Raw genomic sequence first — 22,407 nt, 5'->3', positions numbered from 1 at the left:
CGCAACTTATTATTCGGTTGTAATTACAATTGTGGATTGTTTCAATCCGTTTGCACTTGCGGTTAATTCCAATCTTCCTGATTTATCTCCAGATTGTACAATAACCAAGCATTTTCCAGCCAAAGCCGTATGTTTATTTCCTTTATACGATTCGTGACTAACTGGATCTCCACTGCAAACGCCTACGATTTTTCCGTTTCCTTTTAAAGAGAAGTTGATTTCGTTATTGGCATTTGGCGCTATCGTTCCATTAGCATCTAAAATATCTACAGTTACAAAAGACAAATCATTTTTGTCTGCTTTGATTGTACTTCTGTCTGCTGTCAGTTTTAATTGTGAAGGATTTCCAGCCGTTTTGATCTCTTTTTCTAAAACTACTTTTCCGTCTTTACGAGAAATGGCTTTTAAAGTTCCAGCTTCAAAAGGAATTCTCCACATTACGTGCAAATCGTCTCCTTTTTTACTTCTTTTTCCAACTGATTTTCCGTTTACGAAAAGTTCCACCTCATCGGCTTTATTGTAATATGCCCAAACATCAACAGTTTGTCCAGCTTTCCAATTCCAATGCGGGAAAATATGAAGAACGGTTTTATCTGTCCATTCGCTTTGGTACATATAATAAACATCTTTTGGGAAACCAGCTAAATCTACAATTCCAAAATACGAACTTACAGATGGCCATTCGTACGGAGTTGGTTCTCCGATATAATCGAAACCTGTCCAAACGTACATTCCTGCCAAGAAATCATATTTTTTGATGACTTTCCAAGTTGCTTCGTGTGTAGAACCCCAAGGTGTCTGTACTTGGTCATAAGCTGAAACCGTATTTCCAGGATTTCCTCCTTCAAATTTTTTATCCCAACTAACCGGCCATTTTTTGATGGTGTCTGAAACCGCATCGTAATAACCTCTTGTCTGTAAGCCTGAAGTGGTTTCAGTTGCGATAAAAGGTGTATTTGGGAAGTTCTTCAGATGATGTTCGAATGTCTGGTGCGCATAATTGTATCCAATTAAATCTAAAACTCCAGATCCAGCAAGCGGATTAATTGAAACATTCTTTTTCTCAAACTGCAAAGTCACTGCATCAATATTCATATTTACTGGCGGATTCATTCCCGCAGTAATTGGTCTTGTTTTATCATATTGACGTGTAATTGCCGCCAATTCTTTTGCAATTTCAATACCTGTTTCGTTCCACTGCTCTGGAATTTCATTACCAATACTCCACATAAAAATACTAGCATGATTTCGGTCGCGTAACAACTGATCGATTAGATCTTGTTTGTGCCATTTGTCCCAATCGTTAGCATAATCGTATTTAGTTTTGTTTTGTTTCCACATATCAAAAGCTTCATCCATGACAATGAAACCCATTTTGTCGCAAAGCTGTAAAAGTTCTGGAGCAGGCGGATTGTGAGAGGTTCTGATTCCGTTTACCCCCATTTCTTTCAAGATTTCTAACTGGCGTTCGATTGCACGCGTGTTGATTGCAGAACCCAACGGGCCTAAATCGTGATGCATACAAACTCCTTTTATTTTGACTTGTTTTCCATTCAAAATAAACCCTTTATTCAAATCGAATTTAAAATCTCTGATTCCGAAAGTGGTTTTGTATTGATCAATGATTTTATCGTCAAGCGAAATTTCGGTAACTGCTGTGTACAATTCAGGTTTTTCATCTGACCATAATGCAGGATTTTCAACTTCAGCTGATTGCTTTACAATTTGATTTCCATTTGCATTGATTGTTATATCTTGAGTAACCGATGTTACTTTGGTATCTTCTTTAAAAATAGTTGTCGTTACTTTTGCTTTTTTACCTTCTTTGTATTGATTTTTAATTGTTGTTTCAATACTTACAGAAGCTTTTTCAGCCGTAACTTTTGGAGTTGTAATATAAGTTCCCCATTGTCCAACGTGAAGTTTGTCTGTTGTTTCGATCCAGACATTTCTAAAAATTCCTGAACCCGAATACCAGCGTGAATTGGGTTGTTTTGAATTGTCAACCTTAACAATTATTTCGTTGTTTTTGTCTCCGTAGTTTAAGTACGGCGTAATTTCATATTGAAAACCAATGTATCCGTTTGGACGTTTTCCTAAATAATGCCCGTTTACCCAAACTTCGCTGTTTCTGTAAACACCGTCAAAAGTGATTGAAGTTATTTTTGTGCTGTCTTCTGCAGCAACTTTAAATGTTTTTTTGTACCAGCCTAAACCTCCGTTAAGAGATCCTCCGCCATAACCTGCAGGACTTTTTTCATCAAATTTCCCTTCGATGCTCCAATCATGCGGAACGTCTAAAGTTCTCCATTTTGTAGAAGTTCCAATAGTATCTTTATCTACAATACTATCATTTAGATGAAAGCTCCAATCTGCATTAAAAGAAACTTTTCGGTTTATAAATGCATCCTCCTTTTTTGAACAAGAATTCAAGAAAAAAACTCCAGCTGCAACTGCCCATAAACTTATGTTTTTTATGTTTTTTTTAATTTGCATAGGTACTTTTTTTGTTTTTGGAATTTGAAGATAGAAATAAAAATTGATTTCATTTATTTCTTAATAAAATAATTTAAGTCTCAGTCTTAAAGAACATTACAAAATGTTTTTAGGACTGAGACTTCAAAACTAACTAACTTACGATTTTGGCTTGTAATGGAATACAATTAAACAAACTCCTTCACCAGTTCTACTTTGATCTCTTACTACTGCTAATCTTAAAGATGTTTTAGTAATCTCAACCAATTTTACACTATACCAGTTACTGCAGTCTCCATAATAGTCTCCACCGTAAAGCATTTCGACACCACCATTAAAAACTAATTTATTATTTGCTATATCAAATGTGTATGTTCCAGTTTTAGTTGTTTGATTGTTGTTTGCAATCGCTGTTTGAGTAACAGATGTATTGTAATTTCCATTTAAATCAAAATACATTTCTCCCCAATTTTTATTTGGCATAACCCAAGAATTACTTGCGTAATCTGGAAACCAGTTCCAATAATCGCTTCCTGTTGGGTTGTAAGGATAGTCTAAACCAGCCCAGCCAATAGGATCAACAAAATCTAAAACCCATGTTTTTCCGTCAACTCCATTCGTCAACATTTCCCATTTAGGATCTTTAAAGTAAGTGTCATCATTTTCAGCGATATCAACCACAGTAGGAGCAGCTTCTACAGAACCTCCTCTTGTATAAGCCGTGAAATAAATAGTATATTTTCCAGCAAAAGGTAAAGTTACCTGATCACTACTTTTATTTGAGTGTCCTAATTCATTTCCAGCAGCGTCTACATATTTCCAATATGGAATAACTGTAGGGTCTTCGCTTTTAAGAATTACAATATTTTTGTTTGTTGCATCTTGAGTCACAGAATATTCAAGTGTTTCTGGTGTCAAGGTAACTGCTGGAAGGCTTTCGCGATCTTCGATAGCCTCGCAAGAAGCTAAACCTGAACTTATCGTTGCAGCAGTTAATAAAATATATAATATACGTTTCATAGTCATTTTGTTTTAAATTAATTCCAACCTGGATTTTGAGTTATAGAACCATTTGAAAGAATGATCTGAGATTGAGGTAATGGGAACCAACCTTGAGTCTCTGTTCTGAAAGTCACATTAAATTGAGAATCTCCCGTATTGTTGTCAATAGCAGATTTCATTGTAGTCATACCTTGTCTGATTAAATCAAAATAACGTAATCCTTCTAACGCCAATTCTAATTGACGCTCTTTCATGATATTCTCCTGAGTTGCAGTAATTCTATGAGACGTATTTTTAAAAGCACGATCACGTACTCTATCAAAATCTGCTTGTGCTACAGCTGGGCTCGATTGTAAATTCAATTCAGCAGCCATTAATAAAACATCTGAGTAACGAATAATAGCGTAATCTTGGTAGTTGTCAATTTGGAAGTTTCCTCCATTTGCTTCTACAACAGCTGTTCCTGCTTCGTTTGTAATTGGACAATATTTTTTCCAAGAATATCCAGTGTACTGACGTTGCTCTCTAGCTTGCGCATCAAAGTTTAATCCTTCACCAGCATAATCAATAAATGAAGCTGCTTTTCTAGTATCGCCTGCTTCATACAAGCTTACCAATTTAGGGTTTACAGTTGCTCCACCCCATCCAGTTGCATATCTTCCAATTGCTCCTCCACGTGGTGCGATGTTTACTTGGAAACGGTTTCCTTCGTGAAGATCCCAGTTTCCTTTTCCTGAACCATTAAAACGAACAGCCCAAACCATTTCTGTATTATCTTCTCCAGCAAAATTTTCAAGAGAAGCCGCTAACCAAAGATTAGCAAAATCAGAAACTAATGCGTGACCGCTGTTGTTTACAACATCATTAATATAAGTTGTTGCTTCCGCTTTTGTTACTACACCAGCTAAATCCGTTTTATTGTAAGTTCCTGTGTAAAACAAGAATGTTCTAGCTAAGTAAGCTTCTGCAGCCCATTTTGTAATACGACCGTAGTTTGCATTTCCTGCTTGTGAATAATTTTCGTTACCTAAATTATCAGCAGCAAATTTTAAATCGCTTGCAATTAAAGCGTAAGTAACTTCTGGAGCTTGTCTTGGCAATTCAAATTCTGTTGTTGAAACTGTATGATCCAATGGAATAATATCTCCAAACATTTTAGCAGCTGTAAAATGGAAATGCGCTCTTAAGAAACGTGCTTCAGCTTCGTAGCGCGTTTTCAAAGCCGTATCAGAACCCCAGTTTACATTGTCTAAATTTTCTAATAAAATATTAGCTCTGTAAATTCCTAAATAAGCGTTAGACCAAACATCTTTGTTCATGTCTTTATCTGAAACATATAAGAAACGATCCCATTCGATATCGGCTTGACCGTCAGCAATACCATAACCTCCAAAGCAGTTATCAGAAGCTTGTTCACTAATCAATAAAGGTCCGCCGTAAGCCTCGCGCTGTAAAACATCGTAAACCGCTACAAGACCTTCAAATGCATCAGAAGGTGTTTTATAAAAATTCTCAGTTACCTTATCTGTGTATGGTTCGTTTTCTAAAAAATCCTGCGAACAAGCACCTAAAACAAGTAAGCTTGAAAGGGCAAATAATTTTATATATCTTTTCATGGTTTTCAAAATTTAAAAGTTAACATTTAGACCCATCATGTAGGTTCTTGGCTGAGGATAGTATCCAACATCAATTCCTTTAGCCCAAGATTGATTTACGTTTCCGAAACCAATTTCCGGATCCATTCCTTTGTATTTAGTGAATGTGTAAATGTTATTTCCTGCCACATACAATCTAAATTTAGTGAAGAAGTTAAGCTTTGTTGTAAGCTTCGTTAAGTCACATCCAATTGTAGCATTTTTAATTCTGAAGAAATCTGAATCTTGAACATATAAATCAGAGAATTTAGTGTAATTCCCGTTTGCATCTGTTCCGTAAGTTACTCTTGGAACTCTGTTAGAAGATCCTTCAGTTGTCCATCTGTTCAACACGTCTGTTGTGTTGTTTGTGTAAGCACGAGTGTAGTCGTGAACTCCAAATACGTTTTGTCCTCCAGCGATACCGTAAGTATTAATAGAGAAATCAAAAGCTTTGTATGATAATTCTAAATTGATACCGTAGTTAATATCTGGATTTGGATTACCTACTTGCGTTTTATCGTTAGCATCGATTTGTCCGTCACCATTTAAATCTACAAAACGAACGTCTCCTGGCTGTGCATTTGGCTGAACACCCGCTGCAACTTCAGCCGCATTTTGAAAAATTCCGTCTGTTTTTAATCCGTAGAAATAACCCATTGGTTTACCAACTTCAACACGGTTCATCTCGTCTAAACCTTGGAATAAAACGTTTGTTTCTCCATGAATGATTCCTTCGTTGTTAGCAATTCTTAACACTTCGTTTTGGTTACGAGAAAGGTTTGCGTTGATTGCAAAATTCCAGTCTTTTCCAAAGTGTGTACGGTAAGCTAATCCAATTTCAAAACCTTTATTGCTTACGTCTCCACCATTAATGTAAGGTGCAGTTGCTCCAGCATAAGTTGGGATAGATGCCAATACTAACCAGTCTTTAGTTTTCTTGTCGTAGTAATCGAAAGTTAATGTAAAGTTATTGAACAATGTAGCATCAAAACCTAAATCTAACTGCTCAGAAGTTTCCCATTTCAAGTTACGGTTTGCTAATTGGTCAGGGCTTGAACCTACTAATAAAGTTTCGTCACCAGTTCCAAAGTGATATGTTTTATCTGTTGAGTTTACAGTTGACAAGTACGCAAATCTTCTACCAAATTGGTCGTTACCATTTTGTCCCCAGCTTGCTCTTAATTTGAAAGTATTTAAAACTTTGTTTTCTTTGAAAAAAGCTTCTTTATCTAAATTCCAACCCGCAGAGAACGATGGGAAAATAGCATATTTGTTATCTGGACCAAATTCTGATGAACCGTCACGACGAACTGTTGCAGAGAATAAGTATTTATTGTTGTAATCGTACAATAAACGTCCGAAGTAAGATTGAATAGAATAATCTTTACGATTTCCTTTTACCACATTTGATGTTGGATCTTTTGCGTTATCTAAATAAGCGTGTTCGAAATCATCAAAAATCAAATTTCTTCCTTGACCTTCCATATAATCTGCAGTATTCTGTTTTGCAGAAGTACCTACTAACACATCAAAATTATGAGAAGCAGCAATGTTGAATTTGTATTGAAGTGTGTTTTCAAAAATCCATCCTACAGATTTTGTTGAACTTTGAGTTACGCTAGAAACTGTATTATTATCATTTGAAGAAAGAGAATAAACAGGTCTGAAAGAACGGTAGTCACTATCTGTCATATCAACACCATAACTTGTTCTGAAAGTAAAGTTTTTTGCAAATTTTAATTCAGCAAAAATGTTACCTACATAACGATTTGTTTTCGTTTGGTTGAAGTTGTTATAGTATAAAGATCCAACTGGGTTGCTGATATCTTGAGAAATAATTGAATGAGCAAAATCGCCATTTTCATCATAAGCCTGATCAATTGGAGCTGCATTTAAGAAGCTTCTAATTGCGTTGCTATAAATACCATCATCTGCAACACCGCTTGATTTGATGTTTGATAAAGTAAAGTTTTCACCAATTTTCAAATGATCTTTAATTACTTCAGAAGTAGAGTTTACTGTAAAAGTAACACGATCATATTGAGACTGATTATTAGATCCTCCAATCATACCTTCTTGCCCGTAGTAAGATAAACCAGTCGCAATTGTAGATTTTTGGTCACCACCAGTAATCAAAAGAGAGTGGTTTTGTTTCATTGCACCTTCATTGAACAAATCATCTTGCCAATCGTGGTTTGGAAATGAAGCGATTTGAGCTTTAGTATATAATGGAGCATATCCAGAATTTACACGAGCTTCGTTCATAATTGTTGTATATTCCTGTGTATTCATCAAATCCAGTTTTTTAGCAATTTGCTGAAAACCTGTATAAGAGTTGAAAGACACATTCATTTTACCATCTTTACCTTTTTTAGTTGTAACCAAGATAACTCCATTTGCCGCTCTTGCTCCGTAGATAGAAGCTGCTGAAGCATCTTTCAAAACGTCTACCCTTTCAATAACAGATGGATCAAGGTATCCAATTCCGTTATCAACCACTACACCATCAACTACATAAAGAGGATCGCTATTTCCTGCTGTACCTGCACCACGAATATTTACCACCATATTCGCTCCAGGCTGACCAGAAGAAGAAGTTACAGAAACCCCTGAAGCCTGACCTTGTAAAGCATTTACAACATCAAGTGACGCTACTTGCTGAATGTCTTTTCCAGACACTAAAGAAGTCGCCGCAGTATTTACTTTCTTCTTTTGAGTACCGTAACCGATTACTACAATTTCTTTAAGTTCTGCAGTTTCTGGATGCAAAACCACATTCACTGTTTTTTGAGTTCCAACCGTAATATTTTGTGCTTTGAAACCCACAAAAGTAATTACTAAAACATCTCCTGTTTTAGCCTCCACTTTATATTTTCCATCAAAATCGGTAACTGTACTCGATTTTGTTCCCTGTACTTGTACAGTTGCTCCTGGAACTCCAAATCCGTCTTCGGAAGAGGTAATTGTCCCACTTACAGTTTTGGATTCTTGTGCAAATCCAAACTGCATCATAAATACGCTAAGCAGCACCGCCATTAAAAATGGAAGCTTTGTTGTTTTAATACAATTTTTGCTTTTCATAATAAGAATTGATTAAGTTTAAGTTATAGTTAGTAATTTCTACCCTAAGAGAAACTCCGGAAAACTTCCCAAGCAGGTCATGCCAAAAATGAGGGCCTGAATCTCATTTCTAACATTTAGTACTTGTCTGACTATAAGATGATGTTTTGAACATCAAAATCGACTCGAAAATCAATTTTTAAAAAAACATTTGTGGTAAGTTTAAGTTAAGTTGTAATTTCGCCTTTTTAAACTTATAGTCAATTTGAATTTATCTTATGGTAAATTTGACTACAAGTGTAAAACAAATTTTCTATATTAACAAAATATTAGGGTTATTTTTTTTCGATTCTAATAAATACTAATTCATTTTTATCAATGTTGTAAAATCTGAATTGAAATCGAAATAAAAAATATAGAAAAATCAACGTTTTATAAAATTGACAATCAGACGTTTAAGACTCACTTAAAACAAATACCATTTTCTGATGATTTTTAAACAGCTGATTCTCACAATTTTATTTCGTTAAAAAAAATATAAAGCTTTCAAGAAGGCTAATAATCATTTTATTTATTTAATTTGTCAAAATTTATCTCGAATATGGTTGAAAATGTAGATGACAAAACTGCTCCAAAAAATGAAAACAGTGCGATGAATGCCATCACAATTGACTGTGTTATTTTTGGTTTTGATAAGGGCAGCCTTGAAGTACTTTTGGTGCAGCATGGCGAAGGTATCAGCAAAGGAAAATGGGGTCTTCCTGGGGGATGGATTTATAAAAAAGAAAGCACAGACGATGCCGCTCATCGTTTATTGAATGAGCTTACGGGTCTTGACAACATATATTTGGAACAGCTAAAAGCATTTGGAGATCCAGATCGTTTTCCGTTGCGACGTGTTATCACAATTGGATATTATGCTCTCGTAAAAAGAGAAGACTATAATATTAAAGCAGGTTTCACGGCATCTGATGCTAAGTGGTATAAAATCAATAACATTCCAGATCTGATTTACGATCACAACGAAATTCTATCTTACAGTTTAAAAAACTTGCAAAACAGAGTTCGTCAAGCGCCAATTGGATTTAATCTGCTTCCTGAAAAATTCACTTTATTACAATTAATGCAGTTGTACGAAGAAATTTTAGGAATCGAAATGGACAAACCAAACTTTAGAAGAAAAATTCTTCACATGAAACTTTTGGCCGCTTTAGATGAAAAACAGCAGGATGTATCGCATAGAGCAGCGCAACTGTATAAATTTGATCCAGAAATCTATAAAAAACTAACCGAAAAAGGATTCAATTTTGAATTCTGATTTTCAGGTAAAATGAATTAAAAAAACCTTTTCGCATTTCGAAACACCATAATAAATTGACAGAAATAACTACTCATCATCAAAAACCAGCCGTAGACGGGATCACAATTGACTGTGTTTTTTTCGGATTTAACAAAGAGAGTCTCGAAGTTCTCTTAGTGCAGCACGCTCAAGGCGAAAGTAAAGGTAAATGGGGACTTCTAGGCGGATGGCTTCAATTGAACGAAAGTGCAGATGATGCTGCTCAGCGTATTTTACAAGAACTTACTGGACTTGAAGATATTTATTTGGAACAGCTAAAAGCCTTCACAAACCCGAAACGTGTTCTAGAAAGACGAGTTGTAACAATTGGTTATTACACTTTAGTCAATAGAGAAGATTATAATATTAAAGCCAGTTTACGAGTAATCGAAGCAAAATGGTATAAAATAAAAGATATCCCTGAACTGATTTTTGACCACAACGAAATTCTAGATTTCAGTTTAGCGCAATTAAGAAACCGCGTTCGTCAGGCTCCAATTGGTTTTAACCTTCTTCCAGAAAAATTTACTTTACTACAATTAATGCATTTGTACGAAGAAATTTTAGGAATCGAATTGGATAAATCTAATTTTAGACGAAAAGTGCTTCACATGAAATTACTCACAGCATTGGATGAAAAGCAAAAAGACGTTTCGCACAGAGCGGCCAAACTTTACAAATTTGACCCTGAAATGTACAAGAAATTAACAGAAAAAGGATTCAATTTTGAATTTTAATCCCGTTTTTAATTCTTTACGCTCAACTATCCTACATCAAGATTCCAGAATCCAAAACTTTGCGCTATCTTTGCGCCTTAATAACATGCTTTAAAGCAATTGCTTTAGGCCGTTTTACACCCAAAAAATACTAAAACTCGTTATAGAGAACTGATATATAAAATGAAGAAGATACGTAACTTTTGCATTATTGCACACATTGACCACGGTAAAAGTACATTGGCGGACAGATTACTAGGCGCAACACAAACCGTTACAGCTCGTGAAGAAAAAGCACAATTGCTTGACAACATGGATCTGGAGCGTGAGCGTGGAATTACCATTAAGAGTCATGCCATTCAGATGGAATATACTTATAAAGGTGAAGAATACATTCTGAACTTGATTGATACTCCTGGCCACGTAGATTTTTCATACGAAGTTTCAAGATCTATCGCTGCTTGTGAAGGAGCGTTACTGATCGTTGATGCTGCACAAAGTATTCAGGCACAAACGATTTCAAATTTATACTTAGCTCTAGAAAACGACTTGGAAATTATTCCGGTTTTAAATAAAGTTGATTTACCAAGTGCGAACCCAGAAGAAGTTAGTGATGATATTATCGATTTATTAGGATGTAAATTAGAAGATATTATTCATGCTTCGGGGAAAACTGGTTTTGGTGTGGAAAATATTCTCGCTGCCATTATCGAAAAAATTCCTGCTCCTAAAGGAAATCCGGAAGAACCATTACAAGCTTTAATTTTTGACTCGGTTTACAATCCGTTCCGCGGAATTGAGGTAATCTTTAGAGTTGTAAATGGGGAAATCAAAAAAGGCCAGAAAATTAAATTCATGGCTACGGATAATGAATATTTTGCGGACGAAATTGGAACTTTAAAATTAAATCAGGTTCCTAAAAATGTAGTTTCTGCTGGAGATGTTGGTTATTTGATTTCTGGAATTAAAGAAGCACGCGAAGTAAAAGTGGGTGATACAATTACGGATGCAAAAGTACCGACAACTAATATGATTACTGGTTTTGAGGATGTAAAACCAATGGTATTTGCTGGTATTTATCCTGTTGATACAGAAGACTACGAAGATTTACGTTCTTCTATGGAAAAACTGCAGTTAAATGATGCATCATTAGTTTTTACTCCTGAGAGTTCTGCTGCCTTAGGATTTGGTTTCCGCTGCGGTTTCTTAGGAATGCTTCACATGGAAATTATTCAAGAACGTTTAGAGCGTGAGTTTGACATGACTGTAATCACAACAGTTCCTAACGTTTCGTATTTGGCTTATACTAAAAAAGAGCCTGAAAAAGCATTAATTGTAAACAACCCTTCAGACTTACCTGAGCCTTCAAAGCTAGACAGAGTTGAGGAGCCCTATATTAAAGCAACAATCATTACAAAATCTGATTTCGTTGGAAACGTAATGAGTTTATGTATCGAAAAACGTGGTTTAATTACAAATCAAACATATTTAACAACTGAAAGAGTTGAATTGAATTTTGATATGCCTTTGGCGGAAATTGTATTCGATTTTTACGATCGTTTAAAAACAGTTTCTAAAGGTTACGCTTCTTTCGATTACTCTCCTATTGGAATGAGAACTTCGAAATTAGTTAAACTTGACGTTCTTTTAAATGCTCAAACAGTTGATGCACTTTCTGCATTGATCCACGAAGACAACGCTTACAACATCGGTAAAAAAATGACCGAAAAATTACGCGAGTTGATTCCAAGACAACAATTTGATATTCCGATTCAAGCAGCAATTGGAGCAAAAATTATCGCTCGTGAAACTATTAAGGCTCTTCGTAAAGACGTTACCGCAAAATGTTACGGTGGAGATATTTCGCGTAAGCGTAAACTTCTTGAAAAACAGAAAAAAGGTAAAAAACGTATGCGTCAGGTAGGAAACGTAGAGATTCCGCAAGAAGCATTTATGGCTGTTTTGAAATTGAATGACTAAATTTTAGTATTAAGATTTTAGTACTAAGTATTAAGATAGAACCCAATGACGAAAGTTGTTGGGTTTTTTATTTGTTTTTTATCTACCAAATTACAAAGTCATTACTTACAAAAACATTCAAATATTAACTCTAAAAATCGTTTTTTAACCCATTCGAGCAAACGCAAAGCCATTTTATAACAGAAAATGTATTTTTAATCTTACAACTTTAACATGTACGAACTATGAAAACCAAATTTTCTGTTATTTTAGCACTATTCGCATTCTGCTTTGCAAACGCTCAACAAGACCAAGTTGATGCAGAAATGAATTCTGCGAAAGGTGTCACTTTTCAAAAAGGTGATATGTTTTTAGAAGGATCTATCAAAATTAGTACAGGCGGAGACGCAGACTATTATGGCTTTAGCCCAAAGTTTGGCTATTTGCTAAATGATAAATTTGCCGTTGGAGCTAAACTAAATTACTCAAGTAACAAAGTGGAAACAACTCAAGTAAAAACTAATGTTTTTGGAATTGGAGCTTTTGCTCGTTACTATTTCTTAGAATTAGATAAAAAACGTTTTAAAACTTATGCCGAACTTGGTTTAGGTTACGGACAAAACAAAACTGAAATACCGCAAGTTGGCAGTGACACAGATAATAGCTTAACAGCTGATATTAATGTTGGTTTAAATTACTTTGTAACCAAAAACATTGCCGTTACTTTTGTTCTTGCGAATGTTTTGGCTTACAATAGCGTTTCTCCAGAAAATGGTCCATCGTCTGATACTTTTCAATTAAATATCAACTTATTTGAAAACATTTTCAATCAACCTCAATTTGGAGTTTTATATAGATTTTAATTTTTTTTTTTGCGATTTAATAATCGAAAGCTGTTTCAATTTGGAACAGCTTTTTTATTTGACAAGTAATTCTATTCGTTTTGGAATTTTCTTATGACAGAAGTGTTCCGCATATTCCTAATCCAATAAGCAAATATAATGCTCCAATAATAAAACAAACCTTTGCTCCATTGGGATGGTTTTTCTTAATTGCAAAACCAATAATTGCCATTAAAATTGGTGGTCCAACCATAATCGCTATAAAAAATGCGATCAAACCACCTAAATTACCTACTTCTAACGCTGTCATATTCTTTATATGTTAGTTCTTAATTCCTCTAATCTTTTTACTTTATCATCTCTGTAAAACAAATTCATGGTTTCAAAAGGAATTATTTTATTATCCTTATTGACAATATGAACACATGATTTTTTTATTGCTCTCACATCAAAATTATAAGCATCAATAAACTGCATTATAATAATTCGAAACAAATTGTCATAACCTAGTTCTGGCGCATCAATATTAGGAAGACAGCATAATATCGATTTCAAGTTTTCTTGCGCTACTTCTACAGAATTTCCTGTACTAAACAAATCTATCATTTTACCTCGAAGCACTTCATCCTGCTCATAAATAATAGTGTTTTTACTATTGTCCAATAAATCATTTGGATTAATATATCGCGTTAACGGAAAAACTTCGTCTCCTAATTTCAACGCATAACCCATTACTAGAGCGTCAGGATTACAAGGAACAGGAAGTAAATCATCTGAATTGAAAACTGTGGTTTGCTCCAGAATTTTTCTTCTTACTTCTGTTAATGTCATGCGATCGGTTTCTAAATTAAAGTTCTCCAATCTACCCGCTATTTGAGTCGGCTGAAATGTAACCCCTCGAACGCATTTTTGCTTTAGTGCAAACTCAACAATTTTACCTATTTCATGATCATTTAATCCTTTTTGAAGCGTAACAACCAAAGTTGTAGACAAATTAACTTCATTTAGATTTTCTAAAGCCTGTTTTCGTATTTCACTTAAATCGGCTCCACGCAATTCTTGCAATACACTATCTTCAAAAGAATCAAACTGAAGATAGATTTCAAAATCTGGAGCATAGCTTTTTAGCTTCTGAACGAATTCTCTGTCTTTTGCAATTTTAATTCCGTTTGTGTTTAACATTAAATGCTTTATCGGAATTGATTTCGCATAATCCAAAATTTCAAAAAATTCAGGATGTATGGTTGGTTCTCCTCCACTAATCTGCACTACATCTGGTTCTTTTTCGTTTTTAACAACCGTATCGAGCATTGCTTTTATTTCTTCGAGAGTTCTGTGTCTACCATAACTAGGCAATGAACCAGCATAACAAGTCGGACATGTTAGATTACAGCGATCTGTAACCTCAACAACTGTCAAGCAAGAATGCTGTTCATGGTCTGGACATAAACCACAATCGTATGGACAACCATAATGCGTTTTTGTATTAAAAGTATACGGCATCTCAGATGGTTTATTGTAGTTTCGGATATTCTTATAATACTGAATATCGTCAGCAATCAAAACCTTAGAACTTCCGTGTTCCGGACATCTTTTAAGCATGTAGACATTCTCGTCTTCAAAAACAATTTTAGCATCAATTCTCTTTAAGCATTCTGGACAAAGGCTTAATGTAAAATCATAATAAGTATATTTTCTAACTGGCATTTTTTACAAATAAATTTAAAATTGTTTTGTTATAATAAAGCAGACAAATCAAACATAAAATCTGAATTGAACTTATTTCGAAAATTAGGAAATAATTGGGTTTCAGAAATTCTACGAAAAAGCGAAATGTAAAATAGGCAATCATAAAATACTGAAATAGCAATCCGTTTTTTAATTTTTTGGTTTTCAATTTCTTCAAAAGAAAAAACAGAAAAATCAGAAAAATTAATTCGTATAAGGCAATTGGATGTCTTTTAATACTATCTCCAAGATTCATACCCATAAAAAAGGTCGTTTGTTTTCCATACGTAAACTCATTTGTGCCAGATAAAAAACAGCCAATTCTCCCGATAAAAATTCCTAAAACAATCGGAAAGGTAAACAAATCACCCGATGACTCTTTTTCTCCTATAATCTTCTTAGCAATTTCAACACCCAAAAGTCCGCCAAACAATCCTCCCATAATGGTCTTCGCATTGAAAAGGTCTAAAATTGATCTCGCATCAAGATGAAAAATAGGATTTTCTAGAAAGCCCATAATTCTAGAGCCTAAAAAAGCTCCAATTGCAGCTCCCAATATGATTGATAATCTATTGGAAGAAACAATAGTATCATTCGTTCTTTTTCTCAAAAAAACGTAATAACGATATCCTAAAAAAAATGCCAGATATTCTAAAACTAAATGGATATTGATTTCATAACCAAAAATAACTGGCTCAAAAGGAAACTTCATTTTTTACGCTAAGATTTAATACTATAATTCTGTAAAGATGCAAAAAAATGTTTAAATTCATTTGACTTATAAAGTAAAAGCTGTTCTAGTTTAGAACAGCTTTTTTTATTCTCTTTACTTTTTACATTTGTATCTTTGAATTAGCAAAAGACTTAGAATCTTAGCAACTCAGAACCTTAGAATCTTAAAAAAAATGCTTGACGAAACTCCAAAACGATTTGACCGAATTGTAGCTATTCTTATTCAATTGCAATCTAAAAAAATTGTGAAAGCACAAGAATTGGCCGATCGTTTTGAGTGCAGTTTGAGGACGATTTATAGAGATATTAGAACTTTGGAAGCATCTGGAGTTCCTATTTACAGCGAAGCTGGAGTTGGTTATGCGCTAATGGACGGATATCGGCTCCCGCCAGTTATGTTTACTCGCGAAGAAGTAAGCAGTTTTATCGCGGCGGAAAAACTAATGCAAAAGTTTACCGATCCTTCTTTGGGAACACATTATGCATCGGCGATGTACAAACTGAAATCGGTTTTAAGAAGTAACGACAAAGATTATCTTTCGAACATCGAATCGAGAATTGTAATGCAGGATGCGGAACCGATGTTTAATGATAATTCGCCCAATACTTTGGCCGTTCTTTTTGAAGGAATTGCAGAGAAAAAACAAATTCTTTTAACCTATAAAACTTTTGAAAAAGACGAAACCACTGAACGCAATCTTGAGCCTGTAGGAGTTTTTCATGACAATAATAATTGGTACTTTCTTGGATATTGTCATCTTCGAAAAGATTACCGTCAGTTTAGAACAGACAGAATTCAGGGAATTAAAAAAACAGATGCTGATTTTACGATCGAACACAATGCTCTAGAAACCTATTTAACCAAAACTGAAACCTGCCCCACAACAAAAGTTCGTATTTTAATTGACCGCAAAATAGCGAGATATTTAGCAACCGAGAGAAAATATCATGGCTTTATTTCGCAAAAAGATGTAGGTGAAAAAATCGAAATGACTTTTATGTCAAGAGATATTAATAATGCTTTTCCGAGATGGTTTCTTATGTATGGAGATTACGCAGAAATTCTCGAACCTGAAATATTAAAAACCAATGTCTTGGAATTATTGGAAATCAACAGAAAGAGACTTTTATAAAAAAACTCCTGAGAGTTGTATCTCAGGAGTTTTTTTCATTTATTTCTGTTTTACAACATTATAAAAATTGTAATCGGTGTTTGAAGCGTCTGTAATTCCGACATTTCGTCCCATGGTTACAATCTGGCCGCGATGATATGTTCCATGATTGATAACTTGGATTAAATATTCAGAAATTGGCAATTCACACTCAAACCACGGATTTACTATTTTAACTTCTTTCATTAAATCTTCTTCAGATAATGAGTTAATAAGATGTTTCAATTTTGTAGACGAATTTAATAATCCGGTAAATATTTCCTCTTTTGATAAATCGCTTTCTGCTTTCTTTTCTGATAATGAAGATTCGGAAATGACAGAAAACCAATATTCTTCAGTAGACCAGATATGATCGAGTGTTTTCATAATGGTAGAAAAACTCGAAGGCACTTCTGCATAAAGCAATTCATCTGACTTCGGCGAAAGCCAATTCACAAATTGTTGATTTACCCATAAATTATAATCTGCATAATTGGATATTATCTTCTTTAAACTCATAGTCTTAGTTTTAGATTTCAGATATTAAGTTAGTAAAAAATTATCAATTATCTCTCCCAGAAAAATGGCGGTTCGATATTTAAAGCTCTTAAATAAACATAAGCTTGTCCACGGTGATGCACTTCATTATCGATAAAATATAAGATATTCTGAATTACAGGAAATTCATATTGTCCAAAAAGATTAAAGGTTTCGCTAAAATCTTCAATCGATAATTGTTCCCAATATTTGTTGATTTCTGCTGTAGCCTCATCCCATTTTTCAAGATATTGTGCTTTAAAAATTAGTTTTTCAGCTCCTTCTGAGAATGGTGCAGTTTCTTTCGTTACAATTCCTTTTAAACCTGGAACTGCAATAGCCAAAAGCTCATCTACTAATTTTGAGAAAGGTCTCATTCCACCAATTGAAAATTCGAAGAAATCTTTCTCTGGAAAAATCTCAATTAAACGACGTGTAAGTGCTCTGTGTCCTTGCCAGTGTTTTAATAAATCTTCTGAAGTAATAACTTGTGCTTCTAATGTTTTCATGGTTTTAAAGTTTAAATATTTTTAATACTTCAAAAGTAAAATGGGCCGGTGACAACAGTTTGTCAGCAGCAAAAAAAAATAAATGAAATTTTTTTTTTTTTGCTGACAAACGTAGAGACGCACTGCAGTGCGTATACACACAGTATGTCTTAAACAATGAGTATATACAGGACGTAAGACGCACTGCGGTGCGTCTCTACAGAATAAAAAAACTTAGAACCTTAGCATCACAGAATCTTAGCATCTTTAAAAAAAACCTTTGTACCTTTGCACCTTAATAACTTTGGAACTTAACAGAAATGATAGAAGATAAAAATCAGCAGAGAACTAGTATAGCGCAATTAGGCGAATTCGGTTTAATTGACCATTTAACCAAAAACTTTGACGTTACTCAGGAATCTACTTTAAAAAGTATTGGCGATGATGCTGCTGTTCTTGATTTTAAAGACAAAAAAGTAGTAGTTTCAACCGATTTATTAATTGAAGGAGTTCATTTTGATTTGGCTTATATGCCGTTGAAACATTTAGGTTACAAAGCGGTTGTGGTAAATGTTTCTGATATTTGCGCAATGAATGCAAAGCCGACACAAATTACGGTTTCTGTTGCCGTTTCAAATCGTTTTCCACTTGAAGCTTTGGAAGAATTGTTTGCAGGAATTACACACGCAGCAAAAGAATACAAAGTTGATGTTATTGGCGGAGACACAACCTCATCTCAAAAAGGTTTAATTATTAGCATCACTGCAATTGGAGAAGCTGACGAAAATGAAATAGTTTATAGAAACGGAGCCAAACAAACTGATTTATTAGTTGTAACGGGAGATCTTGGTGCTGCTTATATGGGATTACAGGTTTTGGAACGCGAAAAACAAGTTTTCCAAGTTAATCCAAACAATCAGCCCGATTTAGATCCTTATACTTATTTGGTAGAACGCCAATTGAAACCTGAAGCACGAAAAGATGTTCGTACTTTGCTTCATGCTTTAGAAATTAAACCAACGGCAATGATTGATATTTCAGACGGATTATCTTCTGAAATTATTCATATCTGTAAACAATCTAAAGTAGGTTGTAATTTATATGAAGATAAACTTCCTTTAGATCCGCAGTTTATTTCTACTTGCGAAGAATTTAATATCGACAGCACGACGGTTGCCATAAATGGCGGTGAAGATTACGAGCTTTTATTTACAATCGATATTAATGATTTTGATAAAATAAAAGGAAATCCGAATTTCTCTGTTATCGGACATATGGCGGAAGAAAATGAAGGAATCCATCTTATAACTCGCGCCAACACAAAAATTGCTTTAAAAGCGCGCGGATGGGACGCTTTGACAGAATAGTTTGAGTTTTCAGTCACGGTCGCAGTGCGCAGCGGCAACATAAATTAAAAATCCTATCAGATTTTAAGAACCTGATAGGATTTTTTATTGCTAAATTTTGTTCTATAAATCTGAAATCTGAAATTTTAAAACAGCCCTTTACTTTTTGCTTCTTTGATCAAATCTTCATCAGAATCGTTTTTAATCTTTAGCAATTCCTTTAAATGTTTTTTTCGTTTCTCTACCGCATTTAAAGAAATCGGAATATTTTGCAGCATTTCATCTATGGTAGATCCTTTAGCTAAATGAATTAAAATCTGTTTGTCGTACTGATCAATTTCAATTGCATTGTGAGTAGATTGATTCAACATTTTCACAACCGATTGGCTATAGTATTTTTCGTTTTTCATTACTTTATCAAAAGCCAAAAGTAATTCATCAAAAGTAAGGTCATTTTTTATAATCAGACCATTTGGCTGAATTGTTCTAATAATCGTTTTTATTTTCAGCAATTCTGTATACATGGTCAAAAGAATAATCTTGCAAGAAGGCATTTTTTTCAAAAGCAATTTTGCCAAATCTTCACCAGAAAAAATCTCTCTTTCTTCGTAAGGCGGCATGCTGATATCTAAAAAAGCAATATCAAACGTAGGCGTGTTATCACTTTCAATTATATCATAACCAGACTGACAATCATGTCCTTGCGAAATTAAAAATTCATATTTCTTTGGATTATAACGTGTTATGGCATTTTTATATCCTTCAATAATAAATGGATGATCATCTACTATTAAGATATTCTTCTTAACTAATTGTGGAACTGAAGATGTTAAATCAAATGTCATTATTATGCAGGTTATGGTTTGGATCTATTGGGATTTTTATGGTGAGAATTGTTCCTTCACCCTTGGCAGATTTTATGGTAACTGTACCCTTACCTTCTGTTGCTCGATATTCTATGTTATGCAAACCTATTCCGTTTTTGGTCTTCTTGGTATTAAAACCAATTCCATCATCTTCTATAGTTAAAACCAAAATTTCATTTTCATTTCTAAGTTCTACTTTTATAATATCTGCTTTAGCATATTTATTACAATTTTGAAGTCCTTCCTGAATTATTCGGTACAAATTGATTTTCAAAGTATTACTTATCAATTCCCATTTTATATTAGGATCAAAAGTTGTAATTAGTTTAGAACTATATGTATTTCGCTGATCTTCAAATAGTTTACCTAGAATAGCAACAAAATTATTAATTAATTCGGATTTTTCTCTATTTAAATCGTGAGAAATTTCGCGAATGTCTTGCTCAATATTTTTCAGTTCGTTAAGATATTTTTTTCTCTTAGCAACTGCTTCTGTTTCATTAACCTTATCCAAACTGTCCAAACTAATTCTAATTCCAAACATACGGCCTAAAACTCCATCGTGCAGTTCCTGTGCAACTTTTTTCTTTTCTTTTATTCTCGCTAGCTCAATTTCGTTTTGCTGCGAAATCATCAAATTATAAATATTTTCATTTGCAATCTGCTGTTCCTGTTTAAAAAGCAGCTCACGGTTTTTAGCCTGCTGCGTTTTGTAAACATAAAAAAACAATCCGAGCAATGTACAAATACTAAAGACATAAACCAAAGTTTTATTTTTTTCCTGAAGATTCGAATTTTGGTCTTTTATTTCGTTGGTTTCATATTCGATTCGAGAGAATTTTTCTCCCATTTTGCGCTCTGTTTTCTGAAGTTTCTCATTGATTTGAATATACTCTTTAGAATATATTGAAGCATTTTTCGGATCAACTTGGGCAATTTGCTTTAAAGATTCCAATAAACTTGAAGGAGATTCACTAGAACGTGACAATTCTACTGCTTCTTTTGAAAATTTCAAAGCCTTAACCGAATCTTGTTTAAATGCAAAATATTTGGACAAATGTATTTTGTTCAAAATGACACCAGAGGTTAATCCAAGACTATCCCTAATTTTTAGGGCTTGGTAAAATTGTTCAGGAAGCCCGTCAGATTCTCGCATTCCAAGTTTTGCATAAGCCAGATTATCTAAAAGCATAGCATACAACTTTGTGTCGCCATGATACAAATTATCCTGTATTAATCCTTCATGAAAATAATATTTGGCTTTTCTGTAATTTTTCATTCCTAAGTAGACAAAACCTATATTATTAAGAGAAGTTGCTTCTAATTGTAGTTCTGCAGGAATCGATTTATCTTTTAATATTTCCAGTGCCTTATTATGAAACTCTAAAGCTTTATTGTACTCTTCTCTATCATTATAAAGTATTCCCAAAGTGTTATAACAATCGTACAATTGGTTACTTACATTTTTTAGTTTTTTTAAAATTTTTAAAGCCTTAAAAATTGTAACTTCACTTTCGAAAAGAGCACCTTCCTGATATTGAAGATTTGCTTTATTAGAATACGTTTTTGCAAGATTCAATTCATCATTAATACGAACATAAATCTTCTCAGCTGCATAATAGTTCATATATGCACTATCTGAAACAGACTTTAATAGATAATAATCTCCTAAATAAGTATATGCTTTTGCTAAATTAACCGAATCCTTACTCTTTTCTGATCTATCCAAAATCAGATATGAAGTGCTCTTATAGGAATCCCAGTCACTCATATTATAATATCTGTTGGCAATTTTAAAAAGATTTACTTTATTAAGAGAGTCATCTTTTTGGCCAATAATAATATTCAAAGCTTTTTTATTATATAACTGTTTTTCGTTATAAGAAAGGTTAACATCATTTGCCAACGAAAGGTATATAGATAGACTATCTGTTTGAACAGCATCACTATCATCAACACTCTTTTTTTTGGAACATCCAAAAAGAAGAATAAAAATTGAAGTAAGTATTAAGCATTTATTTTTCAATAGTCCTTTTGAATTTAATCAAAAGTACAAAACTAAAAGACATAAAAAAAGCTGCCAGAATTGACAGCTTATATTTTTTATTTAAACTATTTAATCAAGTTTAATATTTTTTCCAAATGATTGTCTATCAGAATTGAAAGATTTAGTTTCGTTAAAATCAGCATTGCTTGTTCCATAAACATCTAATTTCCTTCCATCTTGACTAGTTTTCTGACCGCCCTTACCATCTACTGGTAAAATTTTAATAGAATCGTTAGCCGCCAAATATGTTGGAACTTCTGTTGATGCAAAAGAAGTTGCTACTGCTACTAAAGAAAATAATCCGATTGTCAAAGCTGTTTTTTTCATGACCTGAGGTTTTAAGTGTTTGTTTAAATTTTTGGAGAATGACCGCTGTTTGCTAGCGAATCAGAGTGTAAAACTAACACCAAGGTCGAAAAGAATTTATACGAAAAAATGAGTTTGTGGTAAATCATACCCAATTGATAGTCAATGGATAGCAA

Annotated in this window: 18 protein-coding genes; 6 read left to right on the top strand and 12 right to left on the bottom strand. The window is 33.8% G+C overall.

Translation table 11 applies throughout. The features are described 5' to 3' along the window. Window positions 1-9 precede the first annotated feature (9 nt). The 4 genes from V6624_RS11120 to V6624_RS11105 all read right to left on the bottom strand — a co-directional run bounded on the left by V6624_RS11120 (window position 10) and on the right by V6624_RS11105 (window position 8,195). Complete coding sequence (locus V6624_RS11120; protein WP_111287378.1) at window positions 10-2,496, bottom strand: glycoside hydrolase family 2 TIM barrel-domain containing protein; 2,487 nt, start codon at window positions 2,494-2,496, stop codon at window positions 10-12. 138 nt (window positions 2,497-2,634) lie between these two features. After that, window positions 2,635-3,495 carry a hypothetical protein gene (locus V6624_RS11115; protein WP_111287380.1) on the bottom strand — a complete coding sequence of 287 codons (861 nt, stop codon included), beginning with the start codon at window positions 3,493-3,495 and terminating at the stop codon, window positions 2,635-2,637. Window positions 3,496-3,512: 17 nt separating this feature from the next. Then, window positions 3,513-5,093, bottom strand: a complete 1,581-nt coding sequence (locus V6624_RS11110; RefSeq protein WP_338841783.1) for a RagB/SusD family nutrient uptake outer membrane protein — start codon at window positions 5,091-5,093, stop codon at window positions 3,513-3,515. 12 nt (window positions 5,094-5,105) lie between these two features. Then, entirely contained in the window at window positions 5,106-8,195 is a 3,090-nt protein-coding gene (locus V6624_RS11105) for a SusC/RagA family TonB-linked outer membrane protein (RefSeq protein WP_111287384.1), read from the bottom strand. A 580-nt stretch (window positions 8,196-8,775) separates the two neighbouring features. Here V6624_RS11105 and V6624_RS11100 point away from each other — a divergent pair. The 4 genes from V6624_RS11100 to V6624_RS11085 all read left to right on the top strand — a co-directional run bounded on the left by V6624_RS11100 (window position 8,776) and on the right by V6624_RS11085 (window position 13,051). Beyond that, entirely contained in the window at window positions 8,776-9,492 is a 717-nt protein-coding gene (locus V6624_RS11100) for an NUDIX hydrolase (RefSeq protein WP_111287386.1), read from the top strand. Window positions 9,493-9,548: 56 nt separating this feature from the next. Beyond that, the gene (locus tag V6624_RS11095; RefSeq protein WP_338841782.1) at window positions 9,549-10,250 is read left to right on the top strand and encodes an NUDIX hydrolase; all 702 of its coding nucleotides are present in this window, start codon (window positions 9,549-9,551) and stop codon (window positions 10,248-10,250) included. 162 nt (window positions 10,251-10,412) lie between these two features. Continuing rightward, window positions 10,413-12,209 carry a translation elongation factor 4 gene (gene lepA, locus V6624_RS11090; RefSeq protein WP_232681706.1) on the top strand — a complete coding sequence of 599 codons (1,797 nt, stop codon included), beginning with the start codon at window positions 10,413-10,415 and terminating at the stop codon, window positions 12,207-12,209. Between the two features lie 224 nt (window positions 12,210-12,433). Continuing rightward, window positions 12,434-13,051 (top strand): outer membrane beta-barrel protein, encoded by a 618-nt coding sequence (locus tag V6624_RS11085; RefSeq protein ID WP_338841781.1) that lies wholly within the window; start codon window positions 12,434-12,436, stop codon window positions 13,049-13,051. A gap of 91 nt (window positions 13,052-13,142) precedes the next feature. Here V6624_RS11085 and V6624_RS11080 read toward each other — a convergent pair whose 3' ends face one another. The 3 genes from V6624_RS11080 to V6624_RS11070 are packed head-to-tail and all read right to left on the bottom strand — an operon-like array spanning window position 13,143 to window position 15,470. Then, the gene (locus V6624_RS11080; protein ID WP_338841780.1) at window positions 13,143-13,340 is read right to left on the bottom strand and encodes a hypothetical protein; all 198 of its coding nucleotides are present in this window, start codon (window positions 13,338-13,340) and stop codon (window positions 13,143-13,145) included. A 5-nt stretch (window positions 13,341-13,345) separates the two neighbouring features. Continuing rightward, complete coding sequence (locus tag V6624_RS11075) at window positions 13,346-14,737, bottom strand: radical SAM protein (RefSeq protein WP_338841779.1); 1,392 nt, start codon at window positions 14,735-14,737, stop codon at window positions 13,346-13,348. After that, entirely contained in the window at window positions 14,727-15,470 is a 744-nt protein-coding gene (locus V6624_RS11070; protein WP_338841778.1) for a prolipoprotein diacylglyceryl transferase family protein, read from the bottom strand. Before V6624_RS11070 ends, V6624_RS11075 begins: the two co-directional genes overlap by 11 nt. 193 nt (window positions 15,471-15,663) lie before the next feature. Here V6624_RS11070 and V6624_RS11065 point away from each other — a divergent pair, with 193 nt between their 5' ends. After that, window positions 15,664-16,623 carry a helix-turn-helix transcriptional regulator gene (locus tag V6624_RS11065; protein WP_111287398.1) on the top strand — a complete coding sequence of 320 codons (960 nt, stop codon included), beginning with the start codon at window positions 15,664-15,666 and terminating at the stop codon, window positions 16,621-16,623. Window positions 16,624-16,662: 39 nt separating this feature from the next. Here V6624_RS11065 and V6624_RS11060 read toward each other — a convergent pair whose 3' ends face one another. Together V6624_RS11060 and V6624_RS11055 are read right to left on the bottom strand one after the other, a co-directional pair. After that, window positions 16,663-17,160, bottom strand: coding sequence for a DinB family protein (locus V6624_RS11060; RefSeq protein WP_111287400.1), 498 nt, complete (start codon window positions 17,158-17,160; stop codon window positions 16,663-16,665). 47 nt (window positions 17,161-17,207) lie between these two features. After that, window positions 17,208-17,687: a DinB family protein gene (locus tag V6624_RS11055; protein ID WP_111287402.1), complete on the bottom strand. Its 480-nt coding sequence runs from the start codon at window positions 17,685-17,687 to the stop codon at window positions 17,208-17,210. A gap of 299 nt (window positions 17,688-17,986) precedes the next feature. Between V6624_RS11055 and thiL the strand changes: the two genes are divergently transcribed. Further along, window positions 17,987-19,033 carry a thiamine-phosphate kinase gene (gene thiL, locus V6624_RS11050; RefSeq protein ID WP_111287404.1) on the top strand — a complete coding sequence of 349 codons (1,047 nt, stop codon included), beginning with the start codon at window positions 17,987-17,989 and terminating at the stop codon, window positions 19,031-19,033. A 125-nt stretch (window positions 19,034-19,158) separates the two neighbouring features. Here thiL and V6624_RS11045 read toward each other — a convergent pair whose 3' ends face one another. The 3 genes from V6624_RS11045 to V6624_RS11035 form a co-directional block, all read right to left on the bottom strand. After that, window positions 19,159-19,857, bottom strand: a complete 699-nt coding sequence (locus V6624_RS11045; protein WP_338841777.1) for a response regulator — start codon at window positions 19,855-19,857, stop codon at window positions 19,159-19,161. Then, the gene (locus V6624_RS11040; RefSeq protein WP_338841776.1) at window positions 19,847-21,904 is read right to left on the bottom strand and encodes an ATP-binding protein; all 2,058 of its coding nucleotides are present in this window, start codon (window positions 21,902-21,904) and stop codon (window positions 19,847-19,849) included. Before V6624_RS11040 ends, V6624_RS11045 begins: the two co-directional genes overlap by 11 nt. A 90-nt stretch (window positions 21,905-21,994) precedes the next feature. Continuing rightward, window positions 21,995-22,252: a hypothetical protein gene (locus V6624_RS11035; protein WP_111287408.1), complete on the bottom strand. Its 258-nt coding sequence runs from the start codon at window positions 22,250-22,252 to the stop codon at window positions 21,995-21,997. Window positions 22,253-22,407: the final 155 nt, after the last annotated feature.

Source organism: Flavobacterium ginsenosidimutans (assembly GCF_037478105.1).
Lineage (GTDB): Bacteria > Bacteroidota > Bacteroidia > Flavobacteriales > Flavobacteriaceae > Flavobacterium > Flavobacterium ginsenosidimutans.
This window is presented reverse-complemented; position numbering and strand designations above follow the sequence as displayed.

Coding starts and splice junctions, on each gene's coding strand:
- V6624_RS11100 (WP_111287386.1), top strand. CDS start 8,776: ATGGTTGAAAATGTAGATGACAAAACTGCTCCAAAAAATGAAAACAGT.
- V6624_RS11120 (WP_111287378.1), bottom strand. CDS start 2,496: ATGCAAATTAAAAAAAACATAAAAAACATAAGTTTATGGGCAGTTGCA.
- V6624_RS11060 (WP_111287400.1), bottom strand. CDS start 17,160: ATGAGTTTAAAGAAGATAATATCCAATTATGCAGATTATAATTTATGG.
- V6624_RS11105 (WP_111287384.1), bottom strand. CDS start 8,195: ATGAAAAGCAAAAATTGTATTAAAACAACAAAGCTTCCATTTTTAATG.
- V6624_RS11110 (WP_338841783.1), bottom strand. CDS start 5,093: ATGAAAAGATATATAAAATTATTTGCCCTTTCAAGCTTACTTGTTTTA.
- V6624_RS11080 (WP_338841780.1), bottom strand. CDS start 13,340: ATGACAGCGTTAGAAGTAGGTAATTTAGGTGGTTTGATCGCATTTTTT.
- V6624_RS11045 (WP_338841777.1), bottom strand. CDS start 19,857: ATGACATTTGATTTAACATCTTCAGTTCCACAATTAGTTAAGAAGAAT.
- V6624_RS11070 (WP_338841778.1), bottom strand. CDS start 15,470: ATGAAGTTTCCTTTTGAGCCAGTTATTTTTGGTTATGAAATCAATATC.
- V6624_RS11075 (WP_338841779.1), bottom strand. CDS start 14,737: ATGCCAGTTAGAAAATATACTTATTATGATTTTACATTAAGCCTTTGT.
- V6624_RS11085 (WP_338841781.1), top strand. CDS start 12,434: ATGAAAACCAAATTTTCTGTTATTTTAGCACTATTCGCATTCTGCTTT.
- V6624_RS11115 (WP_111287380.1), bottom strand. CDS start 3,495: ATGAAACGTATATTATATATTTTATTAACTGCTGCAACGATAAGTTCA.
- V6624_RS11055 (WP_111287402.1), bottom strand. CDS start 17,687: ATGAAAACATTAGAAGCACAAGTTATTACTTCAGAAGATTTATTAAAA.
- thiL (WP_111287404.1), top strand. CDS start 17,987: ATGATAGAAGATAAAAATCAGCAGAGAACTAGTATAGCGCAATTAGGC.
- lepA (WP_232681706.1), top strand. CDS start 10,413: ATGAAGAAGATACGTAACTTTTGCATTATTGCACACATTGACCACGGT.
- V6624_RS11065 (WP_111287398.1), top strand. CDS start 15,664: ATGCTTGACGAAACTCCAAAACGATTTGACCGAATTGTAGCTATTCTT.
- V6624_RS11035 (WP_111287408.1), bottom strand. CDS start 22,252: ATGAAAAAAACAGCTTTGACAATCGGATTATTTTCTTTAGTAGCAGTA.